We start from the raw sequence: 21,157 nt of genomic DNA, 5'->3' as shown, positions 1-21,157 counted from the left end.
GACTGAGCGGGATGCTATCCGCGCCGACCGCCGGACCGGGTGGTGATCATCCGAGACCGTCCCGTGATCACCGAGGCGCCGACCTCGCGTACCGAATGGTCACGTTCGCCGGCCAGCGGGCGCCCCCCGTACGCCGGGCCGCGCCGTGTCAACCGCCTCCCGGGCCGCGCGCAGCGGTGAGAGCGTGGCAGACGGAAGGGAGCACACCATGACCGACACCTCCACGAACGCCGCCAACCCGTCCGACAACCGCGACGAGGAAGACCGGGCGAACCTGCCCATGACCCAGCTCGACGAGGAGGAGATCGCCGCGCACTCCGAGGCCGCGAGCGGCCGCGCCGATGCCCCCGACGGGGAGGGCGTCGGCATCGGCGGCGAGCCGAGCCGGCTGCCGGAGGACGCCGGCGACGCGGACGACCGCTGAGCCGGCCCGGCCGGCGCGACCGCTGGCCCGCCCAGGCCGCGCCCGCATTGTCGCACCCGCATCGCCCCACCGATACCCCCGTGCCGGATCCGCTGCGACGGCGTTGACTTGCCCGACCGTCGCCGGCGGGCCAGCTCGGTCCACCCGAGCCGGTGCGGCGGGGGATCGAGGAAAGTCGAATGTTCTTCCACCGACAGGAGCTGCAGTTCGCTGCGACGCCGGAGGCGCCGGATGGGGTCTATGCGCGAAAGCTCCAGGAGGTGCTCGGGGGTCAGTACGGTGAGATCACCGTCGCCCTGCAGTACCAGTTCCAGGCCTGGAACATGCACATTCCGGGCAAGTATCGCGACCTGGTCTTCGGCATCGGCGCCGAGGAGATGGGCCACGTCGAGATGCTGGCGATCATGATCGCGCAGCTGCTGGAGAAGGCGCCGCTCGGCATCACCGAGGATGCGGTGCAGGACGATCCGACGGTCGCCGCGATCGTCGGCGGCACCGATGTGCAGCACGCCATCGTCGCCGGTGCCGGCGCGCGGGCGGTCGACAGCAACGGCAACCCGTGGCAGGGCAGCTACATCACGGCGAGCGGCAACCTGCTCGCCGACTTCACGGCGAACGCGAACGCGGAGATGCAGGGCCGCGTGCAGGTGGCGCGGCTCTACCACATGACGGATGACTCGGGCGTGCGCGATCTGCTCTCCTTCCTGCTCGCCCGCGACACGATGCACCAGAACCAGTGGATCCGCGCGGCGGCGGAGCTCCGCGAGGAGGGCGCCGAGGATCTGCCGGTGCCGAGCAATTTCCCGCTCGGGAAGGAGCAGCGCGAGGTCTCGTACCAGTACCTGAACTTCAGCGACGGCGAGGCTGCCGCGGAGGGCAGCTGGGCGAGCGGGCCGACGCCGGACGGGAAGGGCGAGTTCACCTACCACGAGGGCCCGACGACGACCGCGCCGATGCCGCCGGTGACGCATCCGGACTCGCGGTTCTACGGCACCACCGAGCTGCCGAACCTCGCCGAGAAGGCCGCCGGAACCGTGCAGGACGCGCTGCACAAGGAGTAGCGCGGGGGGTCAGGCCGGCCGGCGGCGGACCGGGAGCATCGTCGCCGGCTCGGCGGGACCCTCGAGGAAGTCCGCGATGACGGATGCCACGAGCTCCGCCCGTTCGAACGGCACGAGGTGCGACGTGCCGGGCAGGATGCAGAGCCGCCCGGCCGGAAGCGCCTCGAAGAGCTCGACCGTGTGCGCGAGCTTCACGAGGTCGTCGTCGCCGGCGAGCACGAGGGCGGGATGGTCGATGCGGGCGAGGTCGGCGGTCGTCAGGGTGGGCTCGGTGGTGATGAGCGTCATCCACTTCTCGGCGACGGCCCGGTAGTGGTCCGGCCCGTCGGGGGATCTGGCCGCGTAGCCCTCGTACAGCGGGCTCTGCTCCGGCTCCCCGCTCGAGTCGAGCTCGTGCACGCCGTCGTAGTGGAAATTGCCCCCGATGAGCACGAGCCGGTCGACGAGGTCGGGACGGCGGATGGCGACGAGCATCGCGACGATCGCGCCGTCGCTCCACCCGACGAGGTCGACCCCGGTCGCGGCGGCCGCGATCTCCGGCCGTTCGAGCACCGCAATCGTGTGGGTCGCCATGTCGTCGTAGTGGAACGGCTCGTCCGTGTCGCGCGTGCGGCCGTGCCCGCGCCGGTCGAATGCGACGAGCCGGAACCGGTCTTCCAGTCTCGGACCGATCGAGTCGAGCAGGTCGTCGCTGTTGCCCATGCCGCCGTGCAGCAACACGACCGTGCGCTCGCCCGACCCTCGCACGTCGATCCACGTGTCGAGCCCGTCGACGTCGGTGTGGCCGCCCATGTCTCTTTCCCGCCTCACCGCACGACGTCGTAGACGAGCTTCTGCACACCGTTGGAGTAGGTCGCGTACTCGGTCAGCTGGAGCCGGCCCGCCTCGCGACCGTTGAAGAGCCGCTTCCCCTCGCCGAGGACGACGGGGAACTGGAGCAGGTGGTACCGGTCGACGAGGCCTGCCGCTGCGAGGCCCTGGGCGAGGGTCGGCGAACCGTGCACGAGGATCGTGCCCGCTTCGTCCGACTCCTTCAGGCTGGCGACCTCGTCGAGCGAGCGCAGCACGGTCGTGTTGTTCCACTCCGGATCGGCGAGGGTCGACGAGACGACGTATTTCGGCATCGCGTTGTACTCGGCGAATTCGTCCATCTTCGGCCAGACCGGCGCGAACTCGTCGTAGCTGACCCGGCCGATGAGCATCGCGCCGGCCTCGGTCTGCTCGCGGCCCTTCAGCTCGTACGCCTCCTCGACGAACGGGACCTCCTTGAACGTCCAGCCCGCGCGCGGGTGCTCGCCGCCGCCGGGCGAGTCGACGACGCCGTCGAGGGTGATGAACTCGGTGACGATGAGGGTGCGCATGATGGTGCCTGCCTTTCGGTTCGGATGCGGCGGTGGATCCGCCTCACTCCGACGTCGAACGGGAATCCCGCGGATCGACACGGACCCGGCGTTCATCCGGATCGAGCACATACAGCTCGGTCGCCCGCGCCCGGTACAGGCGGAGCGGCGACGCACCCGTGACGTCGGCCTCGGCCCACGCGCGTTCGCCGCGCGAGACGGATGCCGCGCTGAACACTGCGATGGCGTCGGAGAGCTCGCCGCCCGCGGGCTGCTGCGCGACCGCCTCGACGTAGAGGGCCTCCGCGCCGCCGACCGGCGTCGTCGAGTCGTAGACGACGAAGGAGAGGTCGGGGCGTTCGGCGAGATTCCGGGAGTGGCGGGTCTCGGGCCGCGAGAGCCAGAAGAACTCGGTCAGGTCGTCGCGGGCGGCGAGCCACACGGGCGTCGCCCACGGGCGGCCCGACGAGTCGGCGGTCGCGAGCGTCGCGTACGCGATGCGCGACAGGAGGCGCCGAGCCGTGTCGGCGGGGGACTCTGGATGCTCCGCTGCGCCCATGGCGTCACCGTAGCGGAGCCCGCGGCCGGCGTCACGCGCCGGCGAGCTGCTCCCGGGCGTGACGGTACTTCTCGACGAGCCGCACCTGCGTGTCGTGGTCGAGCTTGCGCAGCCGCCAGGGCGCGGCGTTGTCGTCGATGTCGGCGAGCTTCACGCGCCGGGCCTGCGGGTGGCGGCGGATCCGCGCGTAGTACTCGTCGTCGGCGACCTCGGGGCGCCGGGTCAGCAGGTGCACGACCTCCAGCACCTCGGGCTGCACGCCCGCCTCGAGGAGGTCCTGCGCGGTCACCGCGGTGTCTTCGAGCACGTCGTGGAGCCACGCCGCCGCGGTCTCGATGGGCTCGGTCGCGGCGTCGAACCGTTCGGCCACGCGGCCGGGGTGGTCGATGTACTCGGCGCCGGTGCGGTCGAGCTGGCCGCGGTGGGCGACGAACGCGATGCCCTTGGCGAGCGCGACCTGCGCCGCCGCGTCGACCGCGGGCTGTGCGGCGGCCGGCGGGGTGAGTGCGGCCGGCTGCGCCACGGCCGGCTGCGCGGCGGCGGCCTGCGCAGGTGCGGCCGGCTGCGCGGTCGGGGCGGGCGCCGCAGCGGGCGCGCCCTGGATGAGCTGGTCGGTCACGGGTGCGGATGCCCCGGCCTCGAGCCGCTCGTGCGGCCCCGTCGTCGTTCCGGTGGCCACTTGGTCGTTCTCCTCGATCGTGTTCGTGTGCTCGGCTGCGCCGTCGGCGGCGTCTCGCCGGTCGCGGGCCGCGGGCACGTCTGCGGCGGGCGATGGCGCCGCCGTCGGGGCGCCTGCCGGATCCGCCGGTGCCACCGCGGGGGGCGGCACCAGGAAGGTGGGGGGCGGTGCGGGTGCGGCCCACGGACTCGGCGCCGGAGCGAACGAGCTGCGCTTGGGTGCGGCGTCGGCGTTCGGCTCCTCGGCGTCGGGCTCGACGATGTCGGCGCCGGGCTCGTCGAGGTCGGCGTCAGCGTCAGCGCCGGTCGCACCGCCGGCGTCAGCCGATCCCGCCGGCGTCGGGGCATCCGATGCAGCGGCATCCGGCTCGACCGAATCCGGCTGAGCGTCTGCCGATCCGGGGCCGGCGGCCGGCACCTCGACCTCGGCGAGCGGGTCGCGGCCGCGCACCGGCCGGACGAAGCGCAGCTCGGCCTCGAGTTCGGCCATCTCGCGCTCGTCGAGTTCGAGCAGGGAACGGCCGCCGCTCTCGAGGTGCTGGTCGAAGTGGTCCTCGTCAACCTCGGTCAGGCGCGCGCCGTCCTGCGTCGAGAAATAGCGGCGCCGGCCCCCGTCGGTGACCGCGACGATCACCTCGACGAACTCGCCGCTCGGTTCGAGCGAGCAGAGGTAGTAGCGCTGGATGTCTCCCGAGCTGCGGCGAGGCACGTCCACGGCCTCCGCGGTCGCGCGGCGGCGCGCGTGCGCGCGACCCTCGGGCTGCTCCGTTGCCGCTGCGGGCGGTGCAGCCGGGCCCGGCGCCGGGGCGACCGGCGGTGCCGGGGAGGGTGCGGGCGCATCGGCATCCGCCCCCTCTTCTGCGGCGAGCGAGGCGCGGCCCAGCCAGTCCTCGAGCTCCGCGAACGACGCGTTGAAGCCGGGAATGGGCTCGTCGTTGTCGGGGATGGGCACACGGACTCCTGGGGGGGGGCAGGCTCGCCGGGGCGGCGATCGGGGGTGGGCGCGGGGGCGCCTCCTCGATGCTAGGCGACGACCCGCCGGAGCGCACCAGGCGGTTGCGGCGAGCCGCCGGCGACCGCCGCACGTCACCGGACGTCATCGAGCACCGGCCGTGCCGCGTCATCCGGCGTCACGAGGAGACGGCGGATGCCTCGCCTCGGGTCGCTCCTCCGACGCACTCCGTCACGCTCGTTCACGCGGTGACACGGGCGGCTTCGTCCCGTTGATTGCTCAGTACGTTCGGGCAGCATGCACCCCTCTCCGACCGCGTCCGCCTTCGTGCGAGGCATCCGTGGCTGACCTCGACTGGCTCTCGCTCGCCGCCCTCGCCACGACCGCCGTCCTCTTCGCGGGGCTGTTCCTGCTCCGCCGGCGCGCGCGTGCCGGCTTCACCCTGCTCACGGTGATCGCCCTCGTCGCCGGCATCGGCGTCGGGCTCGCGTTCCAGGGCCACCTCGACGCGGTCGAGGTCATCGGCACCGTCTACGTCAACGTGATCACGGCGATCGTCGCACCGCTCATCGTCGTCTCGGTGCTCGCGAGCGTCACCTCGCTCGGCAGCCTCGCGAAGCTGCGCACCATCGGGCTGAGCTCGGTGTTCTGGCTGCTGCTCACGAACCTCATCGCGATCCTCCTCACACTCGGGCTCGCGCTCGCGACGGGCGTCGGCCGCGGTGCCGACCTGCAGCTCGACGACGTCGACGGCTCGGCGCTGACCGGCCTGCTCCGCCCGCTCGACGAGGTCGTGGTGGGCCTGTTCCCGTCGAACCTGGCGGCGGATGTCTCGTCGAACAACATCATCGGCATCGTCCTGTTCACGCTGCTGATCGCGGTGTCGTACCTGCTCGTCGCCGATCGCAAGCCCGAGAAGGTGCGCGCCTTCAAAGATGTGGTGGATGCCACCCGCCGGGTGCTGTTCAAGGCCGTGGGCTTCATCATCGCCCTCACGCCGTACGCGGTCCTCGCCCTCGTCGCCGCGACGACGTCGACCGCCGTCGCCCGCCTCGAGACCGCGATCTCGCTCGTCGGCGTGCTCGTCGTCGCACTGGTCGCCTGCTTCGTCGACGCGTACGTCGTGAACGGCGTGCTCGTGCGGGTGTTCGCCGACCTCGACCCCTTCCGCTTCTTCCGGCTGATCACACCGCCGCAGTACACGGCGTTCACGACGCAGTCGAGCATCGGCACGCTGCCGCTCACCATCTCCACGCTCACCCGGAAGATCGGCGTCTCCCAGGAGGTCGCCGGTTTCACGGCGCCGATCGGCACGACCATCGGCATGCCCGGCTGCGCCGGGATCTGGCCGACGCTGGTGGCGGTGTTCGCCGTGCACGCGCTCGGCATCGACTACACGCCGCTCGACTACGTGGTGCTCGTCGCACTGGGCCTGCTCGTCTCGCTGGGCACCGCCGGCGTTCCCGGCACCGCGATCATCACCGCGACCGCCGTGCTCACCGCCGTCGGCCTCCCGGTCGAGGTGCTCGTGCTGCTCATCCCGATCAGCGCCGTCGCCGGCACCGCGAGCACCATGGCGAACGTCACCGCCGCCGCCACGGCCGCGACGATCGTCGCCCGGCGCGCGGGCGCGCTCGACGACGACGTCTTCACCGGGCGACGGGTCGTCGGCGACGACGGCGACGAGGACGCCGCGGCACCCGCCGCGACCGCCCCCTCGGCGACGACGCCCGGCCCGACCGCCACCGCATCCGCATCCGCATCCGCCGCCGACGCATCCGTCGCCGCCGCGACCACCCGCGCCTGACCCCCGAAGGAGCCCTCGCATGACCCATCGATCCCGCCGCCGCGGCCTCGCGGCCGCCATCGCGCTCGCCATCGCCGTGCCGACGTTCGTGCTCGGCTGGAGCGCTCCCGCGAACGCCGCAGGCGACGTCTGCGACCTCTGCTCGATCAACTTCGATCTGGGCGCCTGCGAAGACCTCGGCGGCTACCCGTACGACAGCACGCAGGAGGACCCGCCGCCCGCGATCTCCGGCGGCGCGGCTCCCGCACCGGCACCGGCACCGGCCCCCGCGCCTGCCCCGGCCCCGGCGCCCGCACCCGCCCCGGCGCCGAGCAACGGCGGCGGGACCACGTCGGGCTCCACCTCGACCGGGGGCACCGCCTCGGAGACCGGGGCGACGACGACCGTCGATCCGGCGGCCGTCCAGCCTGCGGCCGTCGCGGCGACGGTGCCGCTCGCCCCGTCCGCACCGAAGCTCACGGTCTCGGGCACCTCGCTCACCGTCGCCTGGTCCGCGCCGGCCGACGGCGGCACGCCCGTCACCGGCTACAAGCTGTCGCTCAACGCCGGCACCGCGATCCCCCTGCCCGCGGGGTCGACCTCGTACACCTTCAAGGTGCTGGGCGCCGGCAGCTACACCGCCACCGTGCGCGCCACGAACGCCGTCGGCGACGGGCCGGTCTCCGCGGCGTCGGCGCCCGCGAAGATCGCCGCGGCGTCGACCTCGCCCGCCACGGCCGACGCGATCGACACCGCCGCCGCCACGGATGCCTCCGCCCCGAGCTGGCTCGCCGGCGCCGGCATCCTCGTCGCCCTCGTGGCCGTCGGCGCGCTCGCGCTGCTCGGCCAGCGCGTGCTGCGCCGACGCCGGCCGGCTGCCGCCACCGAAGCCTCCGCGACGCCCGCGGACCCCACCGACGACGCCACGAACGTCTGACCTCCCCCACGAAAGGACCTTCCGTGCCCAGCCACCACCCCTCCCGCCGAGGCCTCGCGGCCGCGGTCGCCGCGGCGATCGCGGGCGGCGCCCTGCTCGGGGCATCCGCCCTCGCCGCCGCACCGGCCGCCGCCGAGCCCGGCGACTCCGCCATCGATACCGTCGACTACCTCGCCGACACGTACGGCCTGACCGACACCGTCATCGAGACCGTCACCTTCGAGCGCTTCGAATGGCTGCTCGGCCAGGACGGCCGCTTCGCCTTCCTCATCGGCGGGCCCGACGACCCCACGACGGTCGAGACCATCGGCGCCATCGACGCGGCGGCGAAGGCGGCCGGTGTCGAGCGGGTGTACACGTTCAACCCCGAGCTCGACGGGCAGTCGCTCGACGTGCGCACCACGACCAACGCGGATGTCGCGCCGCTCTGGCAGCGCGTCGTCGCGAACGCCCTGTCGAAGGACACCCAGACGCCGTTCGACGGCACCGAAGACCCGTACTTCTTCGTCTACGACCGCTCCCACACCGAGGGCGGCGTCGAAGACCGCATCGTCGCGGCGCTCACCACGCCGGTCGCAGCCGGCTCGCTCGACGACCCGGCCGCGCGGGCCGCATACGAGACGCAGGTACGCGACGTCATCGGGGACGGCGCAGCGCTCGCGACGCCGAGCCAGTTCGACTTCGCCGATGCCGTCGTCGACGGCAAGCACGTCGCGCAGTTCGGCGGCGCCGACGCCTACGGCCCGAACGAGATCATCGGCGAGTCCGACCGCGACTGGCGCATCCAGACCGTCACATACCCCGAGCTCGTGCACCTCCTCGACAGCGACGGCGACATCGTGCTGCTCTTCGGCGGCACGTGGTGCCACAACACCCGGGCCGTGCTGAAGGAGGTGAACCGCCAGGCGGTCGCGAACGACGTGCCCCGGGTGTACTTCTTCGACCTGCGGCTCGACGGCGCCTCCTCGAACGATCTCCACATCCGCGACACGAACTCCGAGTTCGCCCACCTCTACGGCGACCTCGTCTCCACGTACCTGCCGAACCTGGTCACGCAGTACGTGCCGGGCGCCTCCGCCTCGAGCCAGGTCGACTACTACCCGAGCGACGACCGGAGCCTGCCGCTCGCCCGGGCGAAGAAGCTGCAGGTGCCGTACCTGCTGGAGTACCAGCGCGGCCGGACCGTCGACGGCGCCGCCGCGCCGGTCGTGCGGCAGTGGATCCACGACAACGGCGACGGCACCTACAAGGAGTACATGACCGAGTGGTGGTTCGTGAACGACCGACCCGGTCAGTACGCGGGCCGGCTCGACGCCCCCGCGTACGCCACCCAGCTCGCCTTCGCCGACGAGGCGATCGCCGCGCTCGGCACCTTCTTCGGCGAGGCCGGCACCGACCCCTCGGAGGAGCCGGAGCCGACCGAGCCGCCCGCCACCACGCCGCCGGCGACCACGCCGCCCGTCACGTCGCCGGCGACGGAGCCGCCCGCCGCTCCCGAGCCCGGCAGCGTGCACGGATCGGTGCAGGTCACGGGCGACCTCGTGCCCGGCGGGACCGTCACGGTTCGCGGCACGGGGCTTTCGGCCTCGACCAGCGGCTTCTCGGTGGAGCTCCGCTCCACGCCGCAGCTGCTCGGCACGGTGTCGACCGACGCCTCCGGCGCGTTCTCGCTGACGGCGACGATTCCGGCCGCGACGTCGCCGGGCGCCCACACGATCGTCGTCTCCATCGACGGCGTCGTGGTCGCGAGCGCGGCGGTGTCCGTGACCTCGGCGACCTCGACGCTCGCCGACACGGGCGCGTCCTTCGCCGCTCCGCTCGCGTGGCTCGGCGCGGCGCTCGTCGCGGCGGCCGTGGCGGTGCTCGCGGTGGCTCGGGTGCGCGCGAGGAGGTCGTCCTGATCGGCGCCTGACCGACGCATCCGACCAGCGCCGCGGGGCGGGGGCCACGAGCCCTCGCCCCGCGGCGCTGTCTGCGTTCACCGAGGTGACGCGAGGTCGCAGTTCATTTCATGCTTTCCCATTTTGTCACACGCCGTTACCGAACCGTGATCGGCTCGGTTTGACGACCACCGCGCCCAGCAGGGATGCTGAATCCGCACGTTTCCGACGCGATCGCGGCCACTGAGGTTCGTATCGCCCTCAACGTCGAGGAAGTTCCCCTGTGACTACCGCCACACCAACATCACAACTCAAAGCAGAACTTCACAAGCCCCGTCGGATCTCCGATGGCCTGTTCGCCTTCCTGCTCGTCCTGCCGGGCCTGGCGCTGCTGCTCGCGGTCGTGGTCTACCCGCTCATCACGGCGCTCGTCACCGCCTTCTTCAAGCAGAGCCTCGTGCTGCCGGGCCGGGAGTTCGTGGGGCTGCAGAACATCATCGACGTGCTCACCGGCGACTTCGCGCGGCTCCTCGTCCAGACGCTCGTGTTCACGATCGGCACGACGCTCTTCCCCTTCCTCATCGGCTTCGCGCTCGCGCTCGCCCTCAACACCCGCATCCGCGGCGCGAAGGTGCTCCGCGGACTCATGCTCATCCCCTGGCTCGTGCCCGGCGTCGTGGTGTCCTTCCTCTGGATGTGGATCTTCAACGCCAACTACGGCGTCATGAACGCCGTGCTCGAGGGGCTCGGCCTCATCCAGGAGCCGCAGGCGTGGCTCGCCCAGCCGGGCACCGCGATGGCGGCGGTGATCATCGCCAAGACCTGGCAGTCGTTCCCGTGGATGATGGTCATGCTGCTCGCGGGCCTGCAGACCGTGCCGCCCGAGCTGCATGAGGCCGCCGAGATCGACGGTGCCGGCACCATCCGCCGCTTCTTCTCGATCACCGTGCCGCAGCTGAAGGGCATCATCGGGCTGGTCATCTTGCTCGAGTTCATCTGGAACTTCCAGCACTTCGACATCATCTACGTGCTCACCGGCGGCGGTCCCGCGGGCAGCACCCAGACCTTCGCCACGGCGGTCTACGAGACTGCGTTCCACGGCTTCGACCTCGGCCACGCCGGTGCGATCGGGCTGCTCTGGATGATCCTGCTCATGGCGCTCGTCGTCGTCTACGTCCGCTTCTCGGAGAAGGGAGAGGAGCGATGAGCCTCGACACGCAGCTCCCCGCCGGCCCCGTCACCCCCATGCCCGCCGACGTCGTCGCGGCCGAGGTCGCGCCGCGCGACGCCCGCCGGGCACGCCGGCCGCGGAAGCCGAGCGCCCTGCGCTCCGAGCGCCCGGGCGTCCGGGTCGCCGCCTGGGCGGCCGTGATCGTCTGCGGCGGCTTCGCCCTGCTGCCCGTCTACTGGCTGCTCGCGACCTCGCTCACCCCGCGGACCGAGGTCTTCGCCTACCCGCCGAAGCTCTTCCCGACCGAGATCACCTTCGACGCCTACGCGGCGATCTTCACCAACGAGGCGATCTTCGGCTATCTGCGCAACAGCATCATCGTCTCGGTCATCACGGCCGTGCTGTCGGTCATCGTGTCGGCGTACATGGGCTTCGCGTTCTCGAAGTTCCGCTACCGCGGGCGCCGCTCGCTGATGTACTTCGTGCTCGCATCGCAGATGTTCCCCCAGGCGCTGCTGCTCGTGACCCTGTACACGGTCTTCGCGGCGTACGGCCTGCTCAACACCTACACGGCGCTCGCGCTCTCGTTCACGACGTTCACGCTGCCGCTCTGCGTGTGGATGCTGAAGGGGTTCTTCGACACCATCCCCGACGAACTCATCGAGGCCGCCCGCGTCGACGGGGCCTCGCGCATGCGGATCATCCACGAGATCGTGCTGCCGCTCTCCGCGCCCGGCCTCGTCGCCGCCGGCCTGTTCGCCTTCGTCCGCGGCTGGAACGACTTCATCTTCGCGCTCACGCTCGCCGGGCCCGACAAGCAGACGCTGCCGCCCGGCCTCGTGAACACGTTCATCGGCGAGGCATCCACCGCCTGGCCCGAACTGATGGCCGCGTCACTCGTCGTGTCGCTGCCCGTCGCGATCGCGTTCATCGCCCTCCAGCGCTACCTCGTCGGCGGCATGACCGCCGGCGCGGTCAAGGGCTGACGCCGGCCGCCCGGCCACCTCATCACGCACCCCACCCGCACCATCCGACCCCTCGAAGAGGAGGAACCATGTCCGCACCCACCGGCCTGAAGTCCGCGATCACCCGTCGCCAGGCGCTCTCGATCCTCGGCATCGGCGCCGCGACGGCGACCCTCGCCGCCTGCGCGCCGACCGGGACCGGCGGCGCCCCGGCCGCGACCGCCGGCACCGGCTCGTTCACGCCGACCGACTTCTCCTTCGCCAGCTGGTCGCTCACCGAGGAGGCCGCGGCGCCGGCACTGAAGGCGCTCCTCCAGCAGTACTCGAGCGCGGAGAAGGTCGAGATCGAGGAGGTCTCGTTCCCGTACAACGAGTACTTCAACCAGCTCATGCTGCAGGTGCGCGGGGGTCAGTTCGCCGGCGCGGCGCACGTCGACGTCGCCTGGCTGGGGTCGCTCGCCGCGCTCGGCAAGCTGCAGGACGTCTCCGCGCTCACGAAGGGCCGCGGCTACACCGAGTCCGCGCTCACGGCCGCGCAGTTCGACGGCGTGCAGTACGCGTTCCCGTGGACGATCGGCGCCATCGGCCTCGTCACCAACTCCGAGATCCTCGACCGCGCCGGCATCTCGGCTGACGAGTTCCCCACCTCCATCGATGCGTTCGAGTCGGCCCTGAAGGACCTGAAGGGCCTCGGCGGCGGACTCATCCCCTACGCCGCCTCGACGAAGGCCGCCCAGCTGAAGGACATCCTCATCTGGATGCAGACGTTCGGCAGCCCGCTGGTGAAGAAGGGCGAGGTCACGATCGGCGACGACGCCAGCATCGAGGCGGTGACCTGGTACAAGTCGCTCTACGACCAGGGCCTCATCGCCGCCGACGTCGACCGCTTCGACGCCCGCTCCCTGTTCGCGCAGGGCCGCACCGCGATCTACGACGACGCGCCCGTGGGCCGCGGCGCGGTCACGAAGGAGTCGCCCGACGCCGACCTCGCGTCCAAGCTCGTGCCGGTCTCCCGCCCCGTGCTGAAGAAGGGCGACACGCCCCGCGCGCTCGTCTGGGGCGGCGCGATCGCGGTCGTCTCCGGCGAGGGCGCCGAGACCGCGGCCGACTTCGGCCAGTGGGCGACCTCCGACACCGAGGCCGTGCTCGCTGACTACGAGATCCGCGGCCTGCCGCCGGTCACGGAAGAGGCGCTCGCCTCCGACGTCGTCACCGGCGACGAGTTCGGCGTGCTCTTCAGCGAGCGCATCACCAAGACCGCGACCACGAACCCGTTCTGGCAGTTCCCGCAGTACGCCCAGATCGAGTCGGCCGTGGCCGAGAAGGTGCAGGCCGTGCTCGTCGGGCAGCAGAGCCCGGCCGACGCCATGAAGGAAGCGGGCGAGACCGCCCAGCAGCTCATCGGCTGATCCGTCGGGTCGGGCCCAGCAGGGTCCGACCCGACCGCACACCGGACTCCGCCCCGCACCCCCACACCCCGCACCACCGGAAGGACCCCACCAGCAATGCGCACCCAGACCGTCGAGGCCGACATCATCGTGGTCGGAGGCGGGCTCGCCGGCGTGAGCGCCGCCGTCGCGGCCGCCCGCCAGGGACGGCAGGTCGTGCTGGTGAACAACCGCCCGGTGCTCGGCGGAAACTCCTCCTCCGAGGTGCGGGTGTGGGTGTGCGGGGCGACCGCGCACGGCAACCAGCGCTGGGCGCGGGAGACCGGCATCATCGGCGAGCTGTACGTCGAGAACCAGTTCCGCAACCCCGAGGGCAACCCGGTCTACTGGGACGACGTCGTGCTCGACACCGTGCGCCGGGAGCCGAACCTCCGGCTCTTCCTCAACACCGAGGTGCTCGAGGTCGAGGCATCAGGTCCCGACGACGCGCGCCGCGTCGAGTCGGTGACCGGGTGGACGATGGGCTCGGAGATCCGTACCACGTTCACCGCGCCCGTCTTCCTCGACTGCACGGGCGACGGGCTCGTCGGTCATCTCGCGGGCGCCAGGTACCGGCTCGGCAAGGAAGGCAAGGCGGAGTTCGGCGAGGAGTGGGCCCCGGAGGAGCCGGTGCGCGAGTTCCTCGGCTCGACGCTGCTCTTCTACACGAAGGACGTCGGGCGCCCGGTGAAGTACATCGCGCCCGAGACCGCGAAGGACATCACGAGCACCCCGATCCCGACCTCCCGGGTCATCCGCTCGGGCGACTCGGGGGCGCACTACTGGTGGATCGAGTGGGGCGGCGAGCTCGACATCGTCGACGACAACGAGCGCATCCGCGACGAGCTCCGCGGGGTGATCCTCGGCATCTGGGACTACATCAAGAACTCCGGGAAGTTCGACGCCGACACTCTCACGCTCGAGTGGATCGGCAACCTTCCGGGCAAGCGCGAGTACCGGCGGTTCATCGGCGACTACACGCTGCATCAGGGCGACATCATCGGGCAGACCTCGTTCGACGACGGCGTCGCGTTCGGCGGCTGGTCGATCGACCTGCACCCCGCGCAGGGCATGTACGCCGAGGGTGCCGGTGCGCTGCAGCGGTTCTCCGAGGGCGTGTTCGAGATCCCGTTCCGCTCGCTGTACTCGGCGAACGTCGAGAACCTGCTCATGGCCGGCCGCGATGTATCTGCGACGCACATCGCGTTCGGCGCCGCCCGGGTCATGGCCACGTGCGCCGCGATGGGCGAGGCCGCCGGCACCGCGGCGGCGCTCTGCGTCGAGCACGGCGTCACGCCGCGCGAGCTCTACCTGCACCGGCGCGAGGAGCTGCGCCAGACGCTGCTGCGATGGGATGCCTCGGTCCTCGGCGTCGCGAACGACGACCCGACCGACCTGGCACGTCGGGCCCGCGCGAGCGCGTCGAGCACCCTGGCCGCGATCGCGGCCGGTGCCGGCGAGGGCGACGAGCGGACGCGGCATCCGCTCGTCGACGATCTCGGCATCGTGCTGCCCGCGCATCCGCGGCTCACGACCATCGATCTGTGGGTCGCCGCCGACCGCGACACGACGCTCGAGGTCGAGGTGTTCTCGACGGGCAAGCCGCAGAACGTCGTGCCGGCGGTGCTCGAGCATGCGACCTCGGTCGCGGTGGAGGCCGGCGAGGCCCGCTGGGTGCGCGTCGACGTGCCGTTCGCGCCGGCGACGCCGCAGAACGCGATCGTGGTGCTCCGCGCGAACCCCGAGCTCGCCGTGCACACCACCGCCCCGCTGCCGCCCGGCGTGCTGACCCTCGTGCACCGCGTCGACAATGACGACCAGAACGTCGAGATCAGCCGCGACGAGCTGCTCGTGCAGTGGCCGACGAAGCCGCTGCGCGGCCGTGCCGTCGTGTTCCGCACGCCGGCGGAGAGCGAGGCGCTCGCGCCCGAGCGCGCGATCAGCGGCTTCAACCGCCCGTACGGCGGACCGAACGAATGGGCGTCGGAGCCGATGCGGCCCGGTGAGCCCGAATGGCTGCGCCTCGACTGGGATGAGCCCGTCGAGGCCCGCGAGGTTCGGCTCGTGTTCGACGACGATGTCGACCTCGAGCTGAACACCCTGCACCACCACCGCAGCCCCGACGAGGTGCTGCCGCAGCTGGTGCGCGACTACCGGGTCGAGGTGCTGCCCGTCGATGCACCGGATGCCGCGTCCTGGGTGGAGGTCGTCGCCGAGCGCGACAACCGGCGTCGCCACCGCATCCACCCGCTGCCCGCCGAGCTCGGCCCCATCCGGGCCGCGCGCCTCGTGGTCGAGGCGACGAACGGCGCCCGCGAGGCGCGGGTCGTGGCGTTCCGGGTGCAGGCATGAGTCGCGCACGCGCTAGCGTCGTCACCGGGGCCGATCGCTCGGGCTCCGACCGGATCTCGACGAGGAGCAGCACCGTGGGCGACGCCTCCCCCGCACCCCGACGCAGCACTCCCGCTCCCGTGCGCGCGCGCACCGGCATCGCCGCGCTCGCGGTGCCGAACCTGGAGGAGCCGTACTTCGCCGAGCTGACCGCGCTCCTCGTCCGGCGGGCCAACGAACGCGGCCTGTCGATCCTGATCCAGCAGACCGAGGGCGACCACGACCGCGAGGTCGACATCGCCAACGGTGTCGGACTGCCGCCGACCGACGGGCTCATCCACATCCCCCGCTCGCTCACCGTCGGCGACCTCACCCGGCGCACGTCACCCGGGCCGCTGGTGCTGCTCGGCGAGCACATCCAGGTGAGCCCGTTCACGCACGTCACGATCGACAACCGCCGCGCCGCGCGCGAGGCCACGGCGCACCTCGCGTCGGTCGGCTGCCGCCGCGTCGCCTTCGTCGGCCCGCGCGACGCCAGCCCCTCGGATGCCGCGGACCAGCGCTACTCCGGATACCGTGAGGCCGTCGCGGATCCCGCCCTCGGGCTCGCCGCCGATCCGGCGCTCGTCGCGCAGCTCGCCTCCTTCACCCCCGAAGAGGGCGCCCGCGCGATGCGTGAGCTCCTCGCCGCCGGCGTCGACTTCGACGGCGTCGTGTGCTCGAACGACTCCGTCGCGTTCGGCGTGCTGGCGGCGCTGCACGAAGCCGGCGTCGCCGTGCCGCGGACGGTCGCCGTCATCGGCATCGACGATGTCCGCCAGGCCCGCTTCGCGACGCCCGCACTCAGCTCGGTGGCGCCCGACAAGGAGGGCATCGTCGAGGCGGCCCTCACCGAGCTCGAACGCCAGATCGCCGCGCGCCCGGGGGCCGACCTGCCCGTGCGGCACGTGATCGTCGACGCGCACATCGTGGCGCGCGCGAGCACCGCCCGCTGACCCGGGTGGCCGCTCAGCTCTCGCCGGTCGGCGCGTCGCCCTCGACCGGCACGACCCAGAGCTCGCCGACCTGCTCGCCGAGCGCCTGCTGCGCCTCCGGCGCGAGCCCGTCGTCGGTGAGGAGCCGGTCGACCTCGTGCAGGTCGACGATGGTCGTGAGCCCGACGACGCCCCACTTGGCGTGGTCGGCCAGGACGACCGCCTCGCGGCCCGCCGCGACGAGCGCGCGGTCGGTCTCGGCCTCGAGCAGGTTCGTGGTGGTGAGCCCCGCCTGCAGATCGACGCCGTGCACGCCGAGGAAGACGATGTCGCAGTGCAGCTGCTCGAGCGAGCGCACGGCGACCGGTCCGACGAGCGCGTCGGAGGGGGTGCGCACGCCGCCCGTGAGCACGACGGTCTGGGTGTACGGTTCGTCGGCGCGATCGGGCCGGGCGAAGAGGTCGGCCACCGGCAGCGAGTTCGTGACGATCGTGAGGTCGGGCACGGAGCGGAGCTCTTGCGCGAGCACCCACGAGCTCGATCCGCCCGAGAGCCCGACGGCCATGCCCGGCTCGACGAGCGTCGCCGCCTGGCGGGCGATGGCGCGCTTCTCGCGGAGCATCCGATGGGTGCGCGCCTCGAAGCCGCGGTCGCCGGCGTCGGCCGGGCGTGCGGTACCGGGCGTCGTCGCGCCGCCGCGCACCTTGGCGATGAGCCCCTCGGCGTCGAGCGCCTCGATGTCGCGGCGCACGGTCATCGCGCTGACGCCCAGTTCTCCGGCCAGATCGGCGAGGGTCGCCGCACCGCGCCGGCGCACTTCGGCGATGATCCGCGCCCTGCGTTCCGCGACGAGCACCCGCTCTCCTTCCGACCCTCGGGCCAGTCTGCCACGCCGATCGCGCCGGGCGACGACGGCAACCGAGCCCCACCTGAGAGGACCCGCATGATCCCCGCACCCTACGACGAGTGGTTCGCCGGCAGCGCCATCGACGGCACCTACGGCTACGACCTCGCCGATCTCCGAGCGGTCGAGCCGGTCGAGGCCGCGGCCGGCTTCGCCGAGACCTGGCGCACCTGGCGGGTGGAGGCATCCGCGGTGGCGCCCGAGCCGCAGCTCACGCCGCTCGGCCGGGTCGGCGCGCACGAGGTGTCGCTCGTCGAGCACACCGCCGCCGAGGGGCTGCGGCTGCGGGCCTGGCTCGCCGTGCCGGCCGAGGGCGCCGCGCGGGTCGGCGTCGTGCACGGCCACGGGTACGGCGGACGCGACGCCCCCGACTTCTCGCGCGTGCCCGCCGACGCGGCCGCGATCTTCCCCGTGGCGCGAGGGCTCGGCACGCTCAACGCCGGCGTCGGCGCCCCGGCCGTGAAGGACGAGCACGTGCTGCACGGCATCCAGGCGATCGAGACGTACGTGCTCGGCCGCTGCGCCGTCGACCTGTGGCACGCGGCCGACGCGCTGACGGAGGTCGCCGGGCCGCTGCCGCTGTACTACATCGGCGAGAGCTTCGGCGGCGGCATCGGCGCGCTCGCCCTGCCCTGGGACGACCGCTACGTGGGGGCGACCCTCATCGTGCCGAGCTTCGGGCAGTACGACCTGCGGCTCGGGCTCGCGTGCGAGGGCAGCGGCGAGGCCGTGCGGCGGCACGTCGCCGTGCACCCCGAGGCGCGGGAGGTGCTGCGCACCTTCGACGCGTCGACCGCCGCGACGTTCCTGCGCGTGCCGGTCCGGGTCGAGGCCGCCCGCTGGGACGTGGTGGTGCCACCGCCCGGCCAGTTCGCCGTCGCCAACGGCATCGAGCGCGCGGCCGCGCGCGTCGCGGGCGCTGAGCTCGAGCTCGCGGTGCTGCCCGCCGGGCACGCCGAGTTCCCCGGCATCGACGACGTACGGGCGGATGCCTCGGCCGCCGGCCTCGCGCACCTCGAGCGGGCGCTCACGCGCCCGGCGGTCAGCCGCTCGACTCGCGCGTGACCAGCCGGTACGGCGCGGAGGCTGCCTGCGGCTCGGCATCCGGCTCGTCGAGCCGGCGCAGCAGTGCCACGATCGCGAGGCGGGCGATCTCGTCGAGGTCGGGCGCGATCGTGGAGAGCGAGGGGGCCGCGTAGGCCGCCTCCGCCGTGTTGTCCCATCCGACGACGGCCACCCGGCCGGGGACCGGGATCCCCGCCTCGCGGAACGCGCGCAGCGCGCCGATCGCAAGCAGGTCGTTGGCGCACACGAGCCCGTCGATGTCGCCGAGGTCCGCGATGAGCTCGGTCGTGCGCTCGTAACCTTCCTCGCGCGAGTAGTCGCCGTCGGGGTGCTGCTGGTCCCACCGCGACACCTCGATCGTGCGCGCGACCTCGAGGTCGTTCGCCTCGAGTGCCCGCAGGAACCCCCGCAGCCGGAGGTCGGCCGGTGCCGCACCGATGGTCCCCGCCGCGACCGTGCCGAGGAACGCGAGCCGACGGCGGCCTCGGCCGATGAGCGAGGCCGTCGCATCGTAGGTGGACTGCACGTTATCGACGACCACGCTGTCGATCCGCGCGCTGCGGAACCGCTCGCCGAGGAGCACGAGCGGGGTGTCACCGCGCTCGGCCTCGAACCGGGCGAGGTCGATCGAGAGCGGGCTGAAGAGGATCCCGTCGGTGAGGATGGCGCGGAACCCGGCGGCCACGCGGAGCTCGCGCTCGAGCAGGCCGCGCGTCTCGTCGATGACGACGTCATATCCGAACGTCTCGGCCTGGGTGACGACGGCGTGCGCGAGCTGGGCGAAATACGGGTGCGAGACGAACGGCACCGAGAGGGTGAGCAGGTTGCTGCGGCCGGTGCGCAGCTGCCGCCCGGCCAGCTGCGGGCGATACCCAACCTGCCGGATCGCCGCCTCGACCTTCTCGCGCGTGACGTCGCTGATGTAGCGATGCCCGTTGATGACGTTGGAGACCGTCCGGTAGGAGACGCCCGCCACGGCGGCGACGTCTTTGAGGGTCGGTGGCCCGGCTTTCCGGGGCGCTGACGCGGGAGGGCTCGGTTCCACGGTTCACATCGTAGCCAGCGCGTTGTTGCAACGTTGACACAAATCGATGTTTCCACGTTGCAATGTCGCGAATCATCTGCTTGAGTGGCTCCAGTCCCGCCCCGGCAGATGCCGGCAGCGCAGACCCCAACCACGACCGCCCCCTTCCCATTCGACCCGCGCGGCGCTCGGCAGTCGTGACATCCGTTCAATGACGAGGAGATGATCAGCATGGTTCCCATCCGCTGGCACCAGCACCGGCGCGCCGTCGCGCTCGGCATCGCGGTCGCGGCATCGCTCACCGCGCTCACGGCGTGCAGCCCGTCCGGAGGAGACCCGTCACCCGGCGGCGGCGGCCTCGGCACCGCCGAGGAGCACGTCGAGATCACGATGATGTCGAACGACGCGTTCGCCCAGCAGTGGCAGGACGAGCTCGTGCCCGAGTTCAACAAGGCCTACCCGTACATCGACGTCACGATCGACGCGATCCCCTACACCGAGCTGCTCGCCAAGGGGCTGCTCAACGGCACCGACACCGACCCCGAGTACGACCTCATCACGCTCGACGACCCCTGGACTCCGCAGCTCGCCGAGGCCGGCGTGCTCTACGAGCTCAAGACGGACGCCGACGAGTGGACCGATCCCGACTACGACTGGGACGATTTCAACACTGCGCCGCTCGCCGCGAGCGAGTGGGATGGGGGCCAGTACGGCGTGCCGCTTCGCTCGAACATGCTCCTGATGTTCTACAACAAGGACCTCTACGCGAAGGCCGGACTGCCCGAGCCGACGCCCGAGCTCACGTGGGACGAGTACCTCGAGCAGGCACCGCAGCTCGTGCAGGACACCGACGGAGACGGCACGGATGACTCGTGGGCCGTCGGCCTCACGTGGGTCCGCGGCGTCCTCTCCCCGCCCTTCTGGCAGGCCGTGCTGAACTCCGACGGCGGCGCGCTCTTCGACGACGGGATGGACCCCACGTTCGCGACCGACGCCGGCGTCGAGGCGCTGCAGACGCAGGTCGACCTGCTGGAGTACGCCCCGCCCGGTGCCCTGACCTACAACTACACGGAGCCGCTCGACGCGTTCCGCCAGGGCAAGGTCGCCACCATCTTCACCTGGGGCAGCGCCTTCAAGAGCGCAGCCGTCGACCCGAACGTCACGACGCTCACGCCCGACCAGGTCGGCATCCAGACGATGCCGGTCGGCTCCGAGAGCGCGAGCACGCACCGCGGCATCTGGAGCGGCTCGATGTTCAAGAACACGAAGAACCCCGAGGCCGCCTGGGCGCTCCTGCAGTGGATGAGCTCGAAGGAGGGCGAGGTCTGGACGACGAACACGCTCGGCTCGTTCCCGGCCCGCAAGTCCACGCTCGCCGAGACGCCGGCCGAGGACTGGCTCGTGCCCGTGCTCGCCACGCTGCAGTCGGCGTACGACGTCGCGGCCGAGGGCGAGATGTGGCGCCCCCGCAGCCCTGAGTCGAACGCGATCCAGGAGATCCTCGCGGATCAGACCAGCGCCGCCGTCCAAGGCCAAGCGAGCGCGCAGGAGGCGCTCGACAAGGCCGCGGACCAGATCGACGAGCTGCTGGCGAAGTAACCATGAGCGTCGGACTCACAAGACCAGCCCGTCCCGCGCGGACGGGAGCACGGTGGCGAGATCTCGCCGGCCGCTGGACC

The 21,157-nt window shown here is 72.2% G+C and carries 18 protein-coding genes; 12 read left to right on the top strand and 6 right to left on the bottom strand.

Translation table 11 applies throughout. The features are described from left to right. Positions 1 to 208: 208 nt before the first annotated feature. Both ABIQ69_RS02875 and ABIQ69_RS02870 read left to right on the top strand, forming a co-directional pair. Positions 209 to 424 carry a hypothetical protein gene (locus ABIQ69_RS02875; protein WP_350348898.1) on the top strand — a complete coding sequence of 72 codons (216 nt, stop codon included), beginning with the start codon at positions 209 to 211 and terminating at the stop codon, positions 422 to 424. 179 nt (positions 425 to 603) lie between these two features. Next, positions 604 to 1,485: a manganese catalase family protein gene (locus ABIQ69_RS02870; RefSeq protein ID WP_350348897.1), complete on the top strand. Its 882-nt coding sequence runs from the start codon at positions 604 to 606 to the stop codon at positions 1,483 to 1,485. Between the two features lie 9 nt (positions 1,486 to 1,494). Here the strand turns inward: ABIQ69_RS02870 and ABIQ69_RS02865 are convergent, their stop codons facing one another. The 4 genes from ABIQ69_RS02865 to ABIQ69_RS02850 are packed head-to-tail and all read right to left on the bottom strand — an operon-like array spanning position 1,495 to position 5,014. Next, positions 1,495 to 2,277 (bottom strand): alpha/beta hydrolase, encoded by a 783-nt coding sequence (locus tag ABIQ69_RS02865; RefSeq protein WP_350348896.1) that lies wholly within the window; start codon positions 2,275 to 2,277, stop codon positions 1,495 to 1,497. Positions 2,278 to 2,291: 14 nt separating this feature from the next. Continuing rightward, positions 2,292 to 2,846, bottom strand: coding sequence for a dihydrofolate reductase family protein (locus tag ABIQ69_RS02860; RefSeq protein ID WP_350348895.1), 555 nt, complete (start codon positions 2,844 to 2,846; stop codon positions 2,292 to 2,294). 43 nt (positions 2,847 to 2,889) lie between these two features. Next, the gene (locus ABIQ69_RS02855; protein WP_350348894.1) at positions 2,890 to 3,384 is read right to left on the bottom strand and encodes a pyridoxamine 5'-phosphate oxidase family protein; all 495 of its coding nucleotides are present in this window, start codon (positions 3,382 to 3,384) and stop codon (positions 2,890 to 2,892) included. Between the two features lie 31 nt (positions 3,385 to 3,415). Further along, positions 3,416 to 5,014: a hypothetical protein gene (locus ABIQ69_RS02850; protein ID WP_350348893.1), complete on the bottom strand. Its 1,599-nt coding sequence runs from the start codon at positions 5,012 to 5,014 to the stop codon at positions 3,416 to 3,418. 340 nt (positions 5,015 to 5,354) lie between these two features. Here ABIQ69_RS02850 and ABIQ69_RS02845 point away from each other — a divergent pair, with 340 nt between their 5' ends. From ABIQ69_RS02845 to ABIQ69_RS02810, 8 genes are all read left to right on the top strand, one after another. Next, positions 5,355 to 6,821 carry a dicarboxylate/amino acid:cation symporter gene (locus ABIQ69_RS02845; RefSeq protein ID WP_350348892.1) on the top strand — a complete coding sequence of 489 codons (1,467 nt, stop codon included), beginning with the start codon at positions 5,355 to 5,357 and terminating at the stop codon, positions 6,819 to 6,821. Positions 6,822 to 6,840: 19 nt separating this feature from the next. Continuing rightward, on the top strand, positions 6,841 to 7,737 hold the full coding sequence (locus ABIQ69_RS02840; protein ID WP_350348891.1) for a fibronectin type III domain-containing protein: 897 nt from the start codon (positions 6,841 to 6,843) through the stop codon (positions 7,735 to 7,737). Between the two features lie 23 nt (positions 7,738 to 7,760). Next, on the top strand, positions 7,761 to 9,638 hold the full coding sequence (locus ABIQ69_RS02835; RefSeq protein WP_350348890.1) for a hypothetical protein: 1,878 nt from the start codon (positions 7,761 to 7,763) through the stop codon (positions 9,636 to 9,638). A 262-nt stretch (positions 9,639 to 9,900) separates the two neighbouring features. Then, on the top strand, positions 9,901 to 10,824 hold the full coding sequence (locus tag ABIQ69_RS02830; protein ID WP_350348889.1) for a sugar ABC transporter permease: 924 nt from the start codon (positions 9,901 to 9,903) through the stop codon (positions 10,822 to 10,824). Then, positions 10,821 to 11,774 carry a carbohydrate ABC transporter permease gene (locus ABIQ69_RS02825; RefSeq protein WP_350348888.1) on the top strand — a complete coding sequence of 318 codons (954 nt, stop codon included), beginning with the start codon at positions 10,821 to 10,823 and terminating at the stop codon, positions 11,772 to 11,774. Before ABIQ69_RS02830 ends, ABIQ69_RS02825 begins: the two co-directional genes overlap by 4 nt. 68 nt (positions 11,775 to 11,842) lie before the next feature. Then, on the top strand, positions 11,843 to 13,162 hold the full coding sequence (locus ABIQ69_RS02820; protein WP_350348887.1) for an extracellular solute-binding protein: 1,320 nt from the start codon (positions 11,843 to 11,845) through the stop codon (positions 13,160 to 13,162). A 96-nt stretch (positions 13,163 to 13,258) separates the two neighbouring features. Beyond that, complete coding sequence (locus ABIQ69_RS02815; RefSeq protein WP_350348886.1) at positions 13,259 to 15,532, top strand: FAD-dependent oxidoreductase; 2,274 nt, start codon at positions 13,259 to 13,261, stop codon at positions 15,530 to 15,532. A 74-nt stretch (positions 15,533 to 15,606) separates the two neighbouring features. After that, complete coding sequence (locus tag ABIQ69_RS02810; protein ID WP_350348885.1) at positions 15,607 to 16,506, top strand: substrate-binding domain-containing protein; 900 nt, start codon at positions 15,607 to 15,609, stop codon at positions 16,504 to 16,506. A gap of 13 nt (positions 16,507 to 16,519) precedes the next feature. On the opposite strand, the gene ABIQ69_RS02805 is transcribed toward ABIQ69_RS02810, so the two are convergent. Further along, a complete protein-coding gene (locus ABIQ69_RS02805) occupies positions 16,520 to 17,341 on the bottom strand; it encodes a DeoR/GlpR family DNA-binding transcription regulator (protein ID WP_350348884.1) in 822 nt (273 codons plus the stop codon). 87 nt (positions 17,342 to 17,428) lie between these two features. Between ABIQ69_RS02805 and ABIQ69_RS02800 the strand changes: the two genes are divergently transcribed. Then, positions 17,429 to 18,454, top strand: coding sequence for an acetylxylan esterase (locus tag ABIQ69_RS02800; RefSeq protein WP_350348883.1), 1,026 nt, complete (start codon positions 17,429 to 17,431; stop codon positions 18,452 to 18,454). Here ABIQ69_RS02800 and ABIQ69_RS02795 read toward each other — a convergent pair. Continuing rightward, on the bottom strand, positions 18,432 to 19,499 hold the full coding sequence (locus ABIQ69_RS02795; protein ID WP_350348882.1) for a LacI family DNA-binding transcriptional regulator: 1,068 nt from the start codon (positions 19,497 to 19,499) through the stop codon (positions 18,432 to 18,434). The two genes, ABIQ69_RS02800 and ABIQ69_RS02795, sit on opposite strands and share 23 nt — an antisense overlap. 210 nt (positions 19,500 to 19,709) lie before the next feature. Here ABIQ69_RS02795 and ABIQ69_RS02790 point away from each other — a divergent pair, with 210 nt between their 5' ends. Then, the gene (locus tag ABIQ69_RS02790) at positions 19,710 to 21,077 is read left to right on the top strand and encodes a sugar ABC transporter substrate-binding protein (protein WP_350348881.1); all 1,368 of its coding nucleotides are present in this window, start codon (positions 19,710 to 19,712) and stop codon (positions 21,075 to 21,077) included. Positions 21,078 to 21,157: the final 80 nt, after the last annotated feature.

Origin of the sequence: Agromyces sp. G08B096 (assembly GCF_040267705.1) — a bacterium.
GTDB lineage: Bacteria > Actinomycetota > Actinomycetes > Actinomycetales > Microbacteriaceae > Agromyces.
This window is presented reverse-complemented; position numbering and strand designations above follow the sequence as displayed.

Excerpts from the sequence above, each read along its gene's own strand:
- ABIQ69_RS02790 (WP_350348881.1), top strand. The coding sequence starts at position 19,710 with ATGGTTCCCATCCGCTGGCACCAGCACCGGCGCGCCGTCGCGCTCGGC.
- ABIQ69_RS02875 (WP_350348898.1), top strand. The coding sequence starts at position 209 with ATGACCGACACCTCCACGAACGCCGCCAACCCGTCCGACAACCGCGAC.
- ABIQ69_RS02870 (WP_350348897.1), top strand. The coding sequence starts at position 604 with ATGTTCTTCCACCGACAGGAGCTGCAGTTCGCTGCGACGCCGGAGGCG.
- ABIQ69_RS02860 (WP_350348895.1), bottom strand. The coding sequence starts at position 2,846 with ATGCGCACCCTCATCGTCACCGAGTTCATCACCCTCGACGGCGTCGTC.
- ABIQ69_RS02865 (WP_350348896.1), bottom strand. The coding sequence starts at position 2,277 with ATGGGCGGCCACACCGACGTCGACGGGCTCGACACGTGGATCGACGTG.
- ABIQ69_RS02825 (WP_350348888.1), top strand. The coding sequence starts at position 10,821 with ATGAGCCTCGACACGCAGCTCCCCGCCGGCCCCGTCACCCCCATGCCC.
- ABIQ69_RS02820 (WP_350348887.1), top strand. The coding sequence starts at position 11,843 with ATGTCCGCACCCACCGGCCTGAAGTCCGCGATCACCCGTCGCCAGGCG.
- ABIQ69_RS02800 (WP_350348883.1), top strand. The coding sequence starts at position 17,429 with ATGATCCCCGCACCCTACGACGAGTGGTTCGCCGGCAGCGCCATCGAC.
- ABIQ69_RS02815 (WP_350348886.1), top strand. The coding sequence starts at position 13,259 with ATGCGCACCCAGACCGTCGAGGCCGACATCATCGTGGTCGGAGGCGGG.
- ABIQ69_RS02840 (WP_350348891.1), top strand. The coding sequence starts at position 6,841 with ATGACCCATCGATCCCGCCGCCGCGGCCTCGCGGCCGCCATCGCGCTC.
- ABIQ69_RS02855 (WP_350348894.1), bottom strand. The coding sequence starts at position 3,384 with ATGGGCGCAGCGGAGCATCCAGAGTCCCCCGCCGACACGGCTCGGCGC.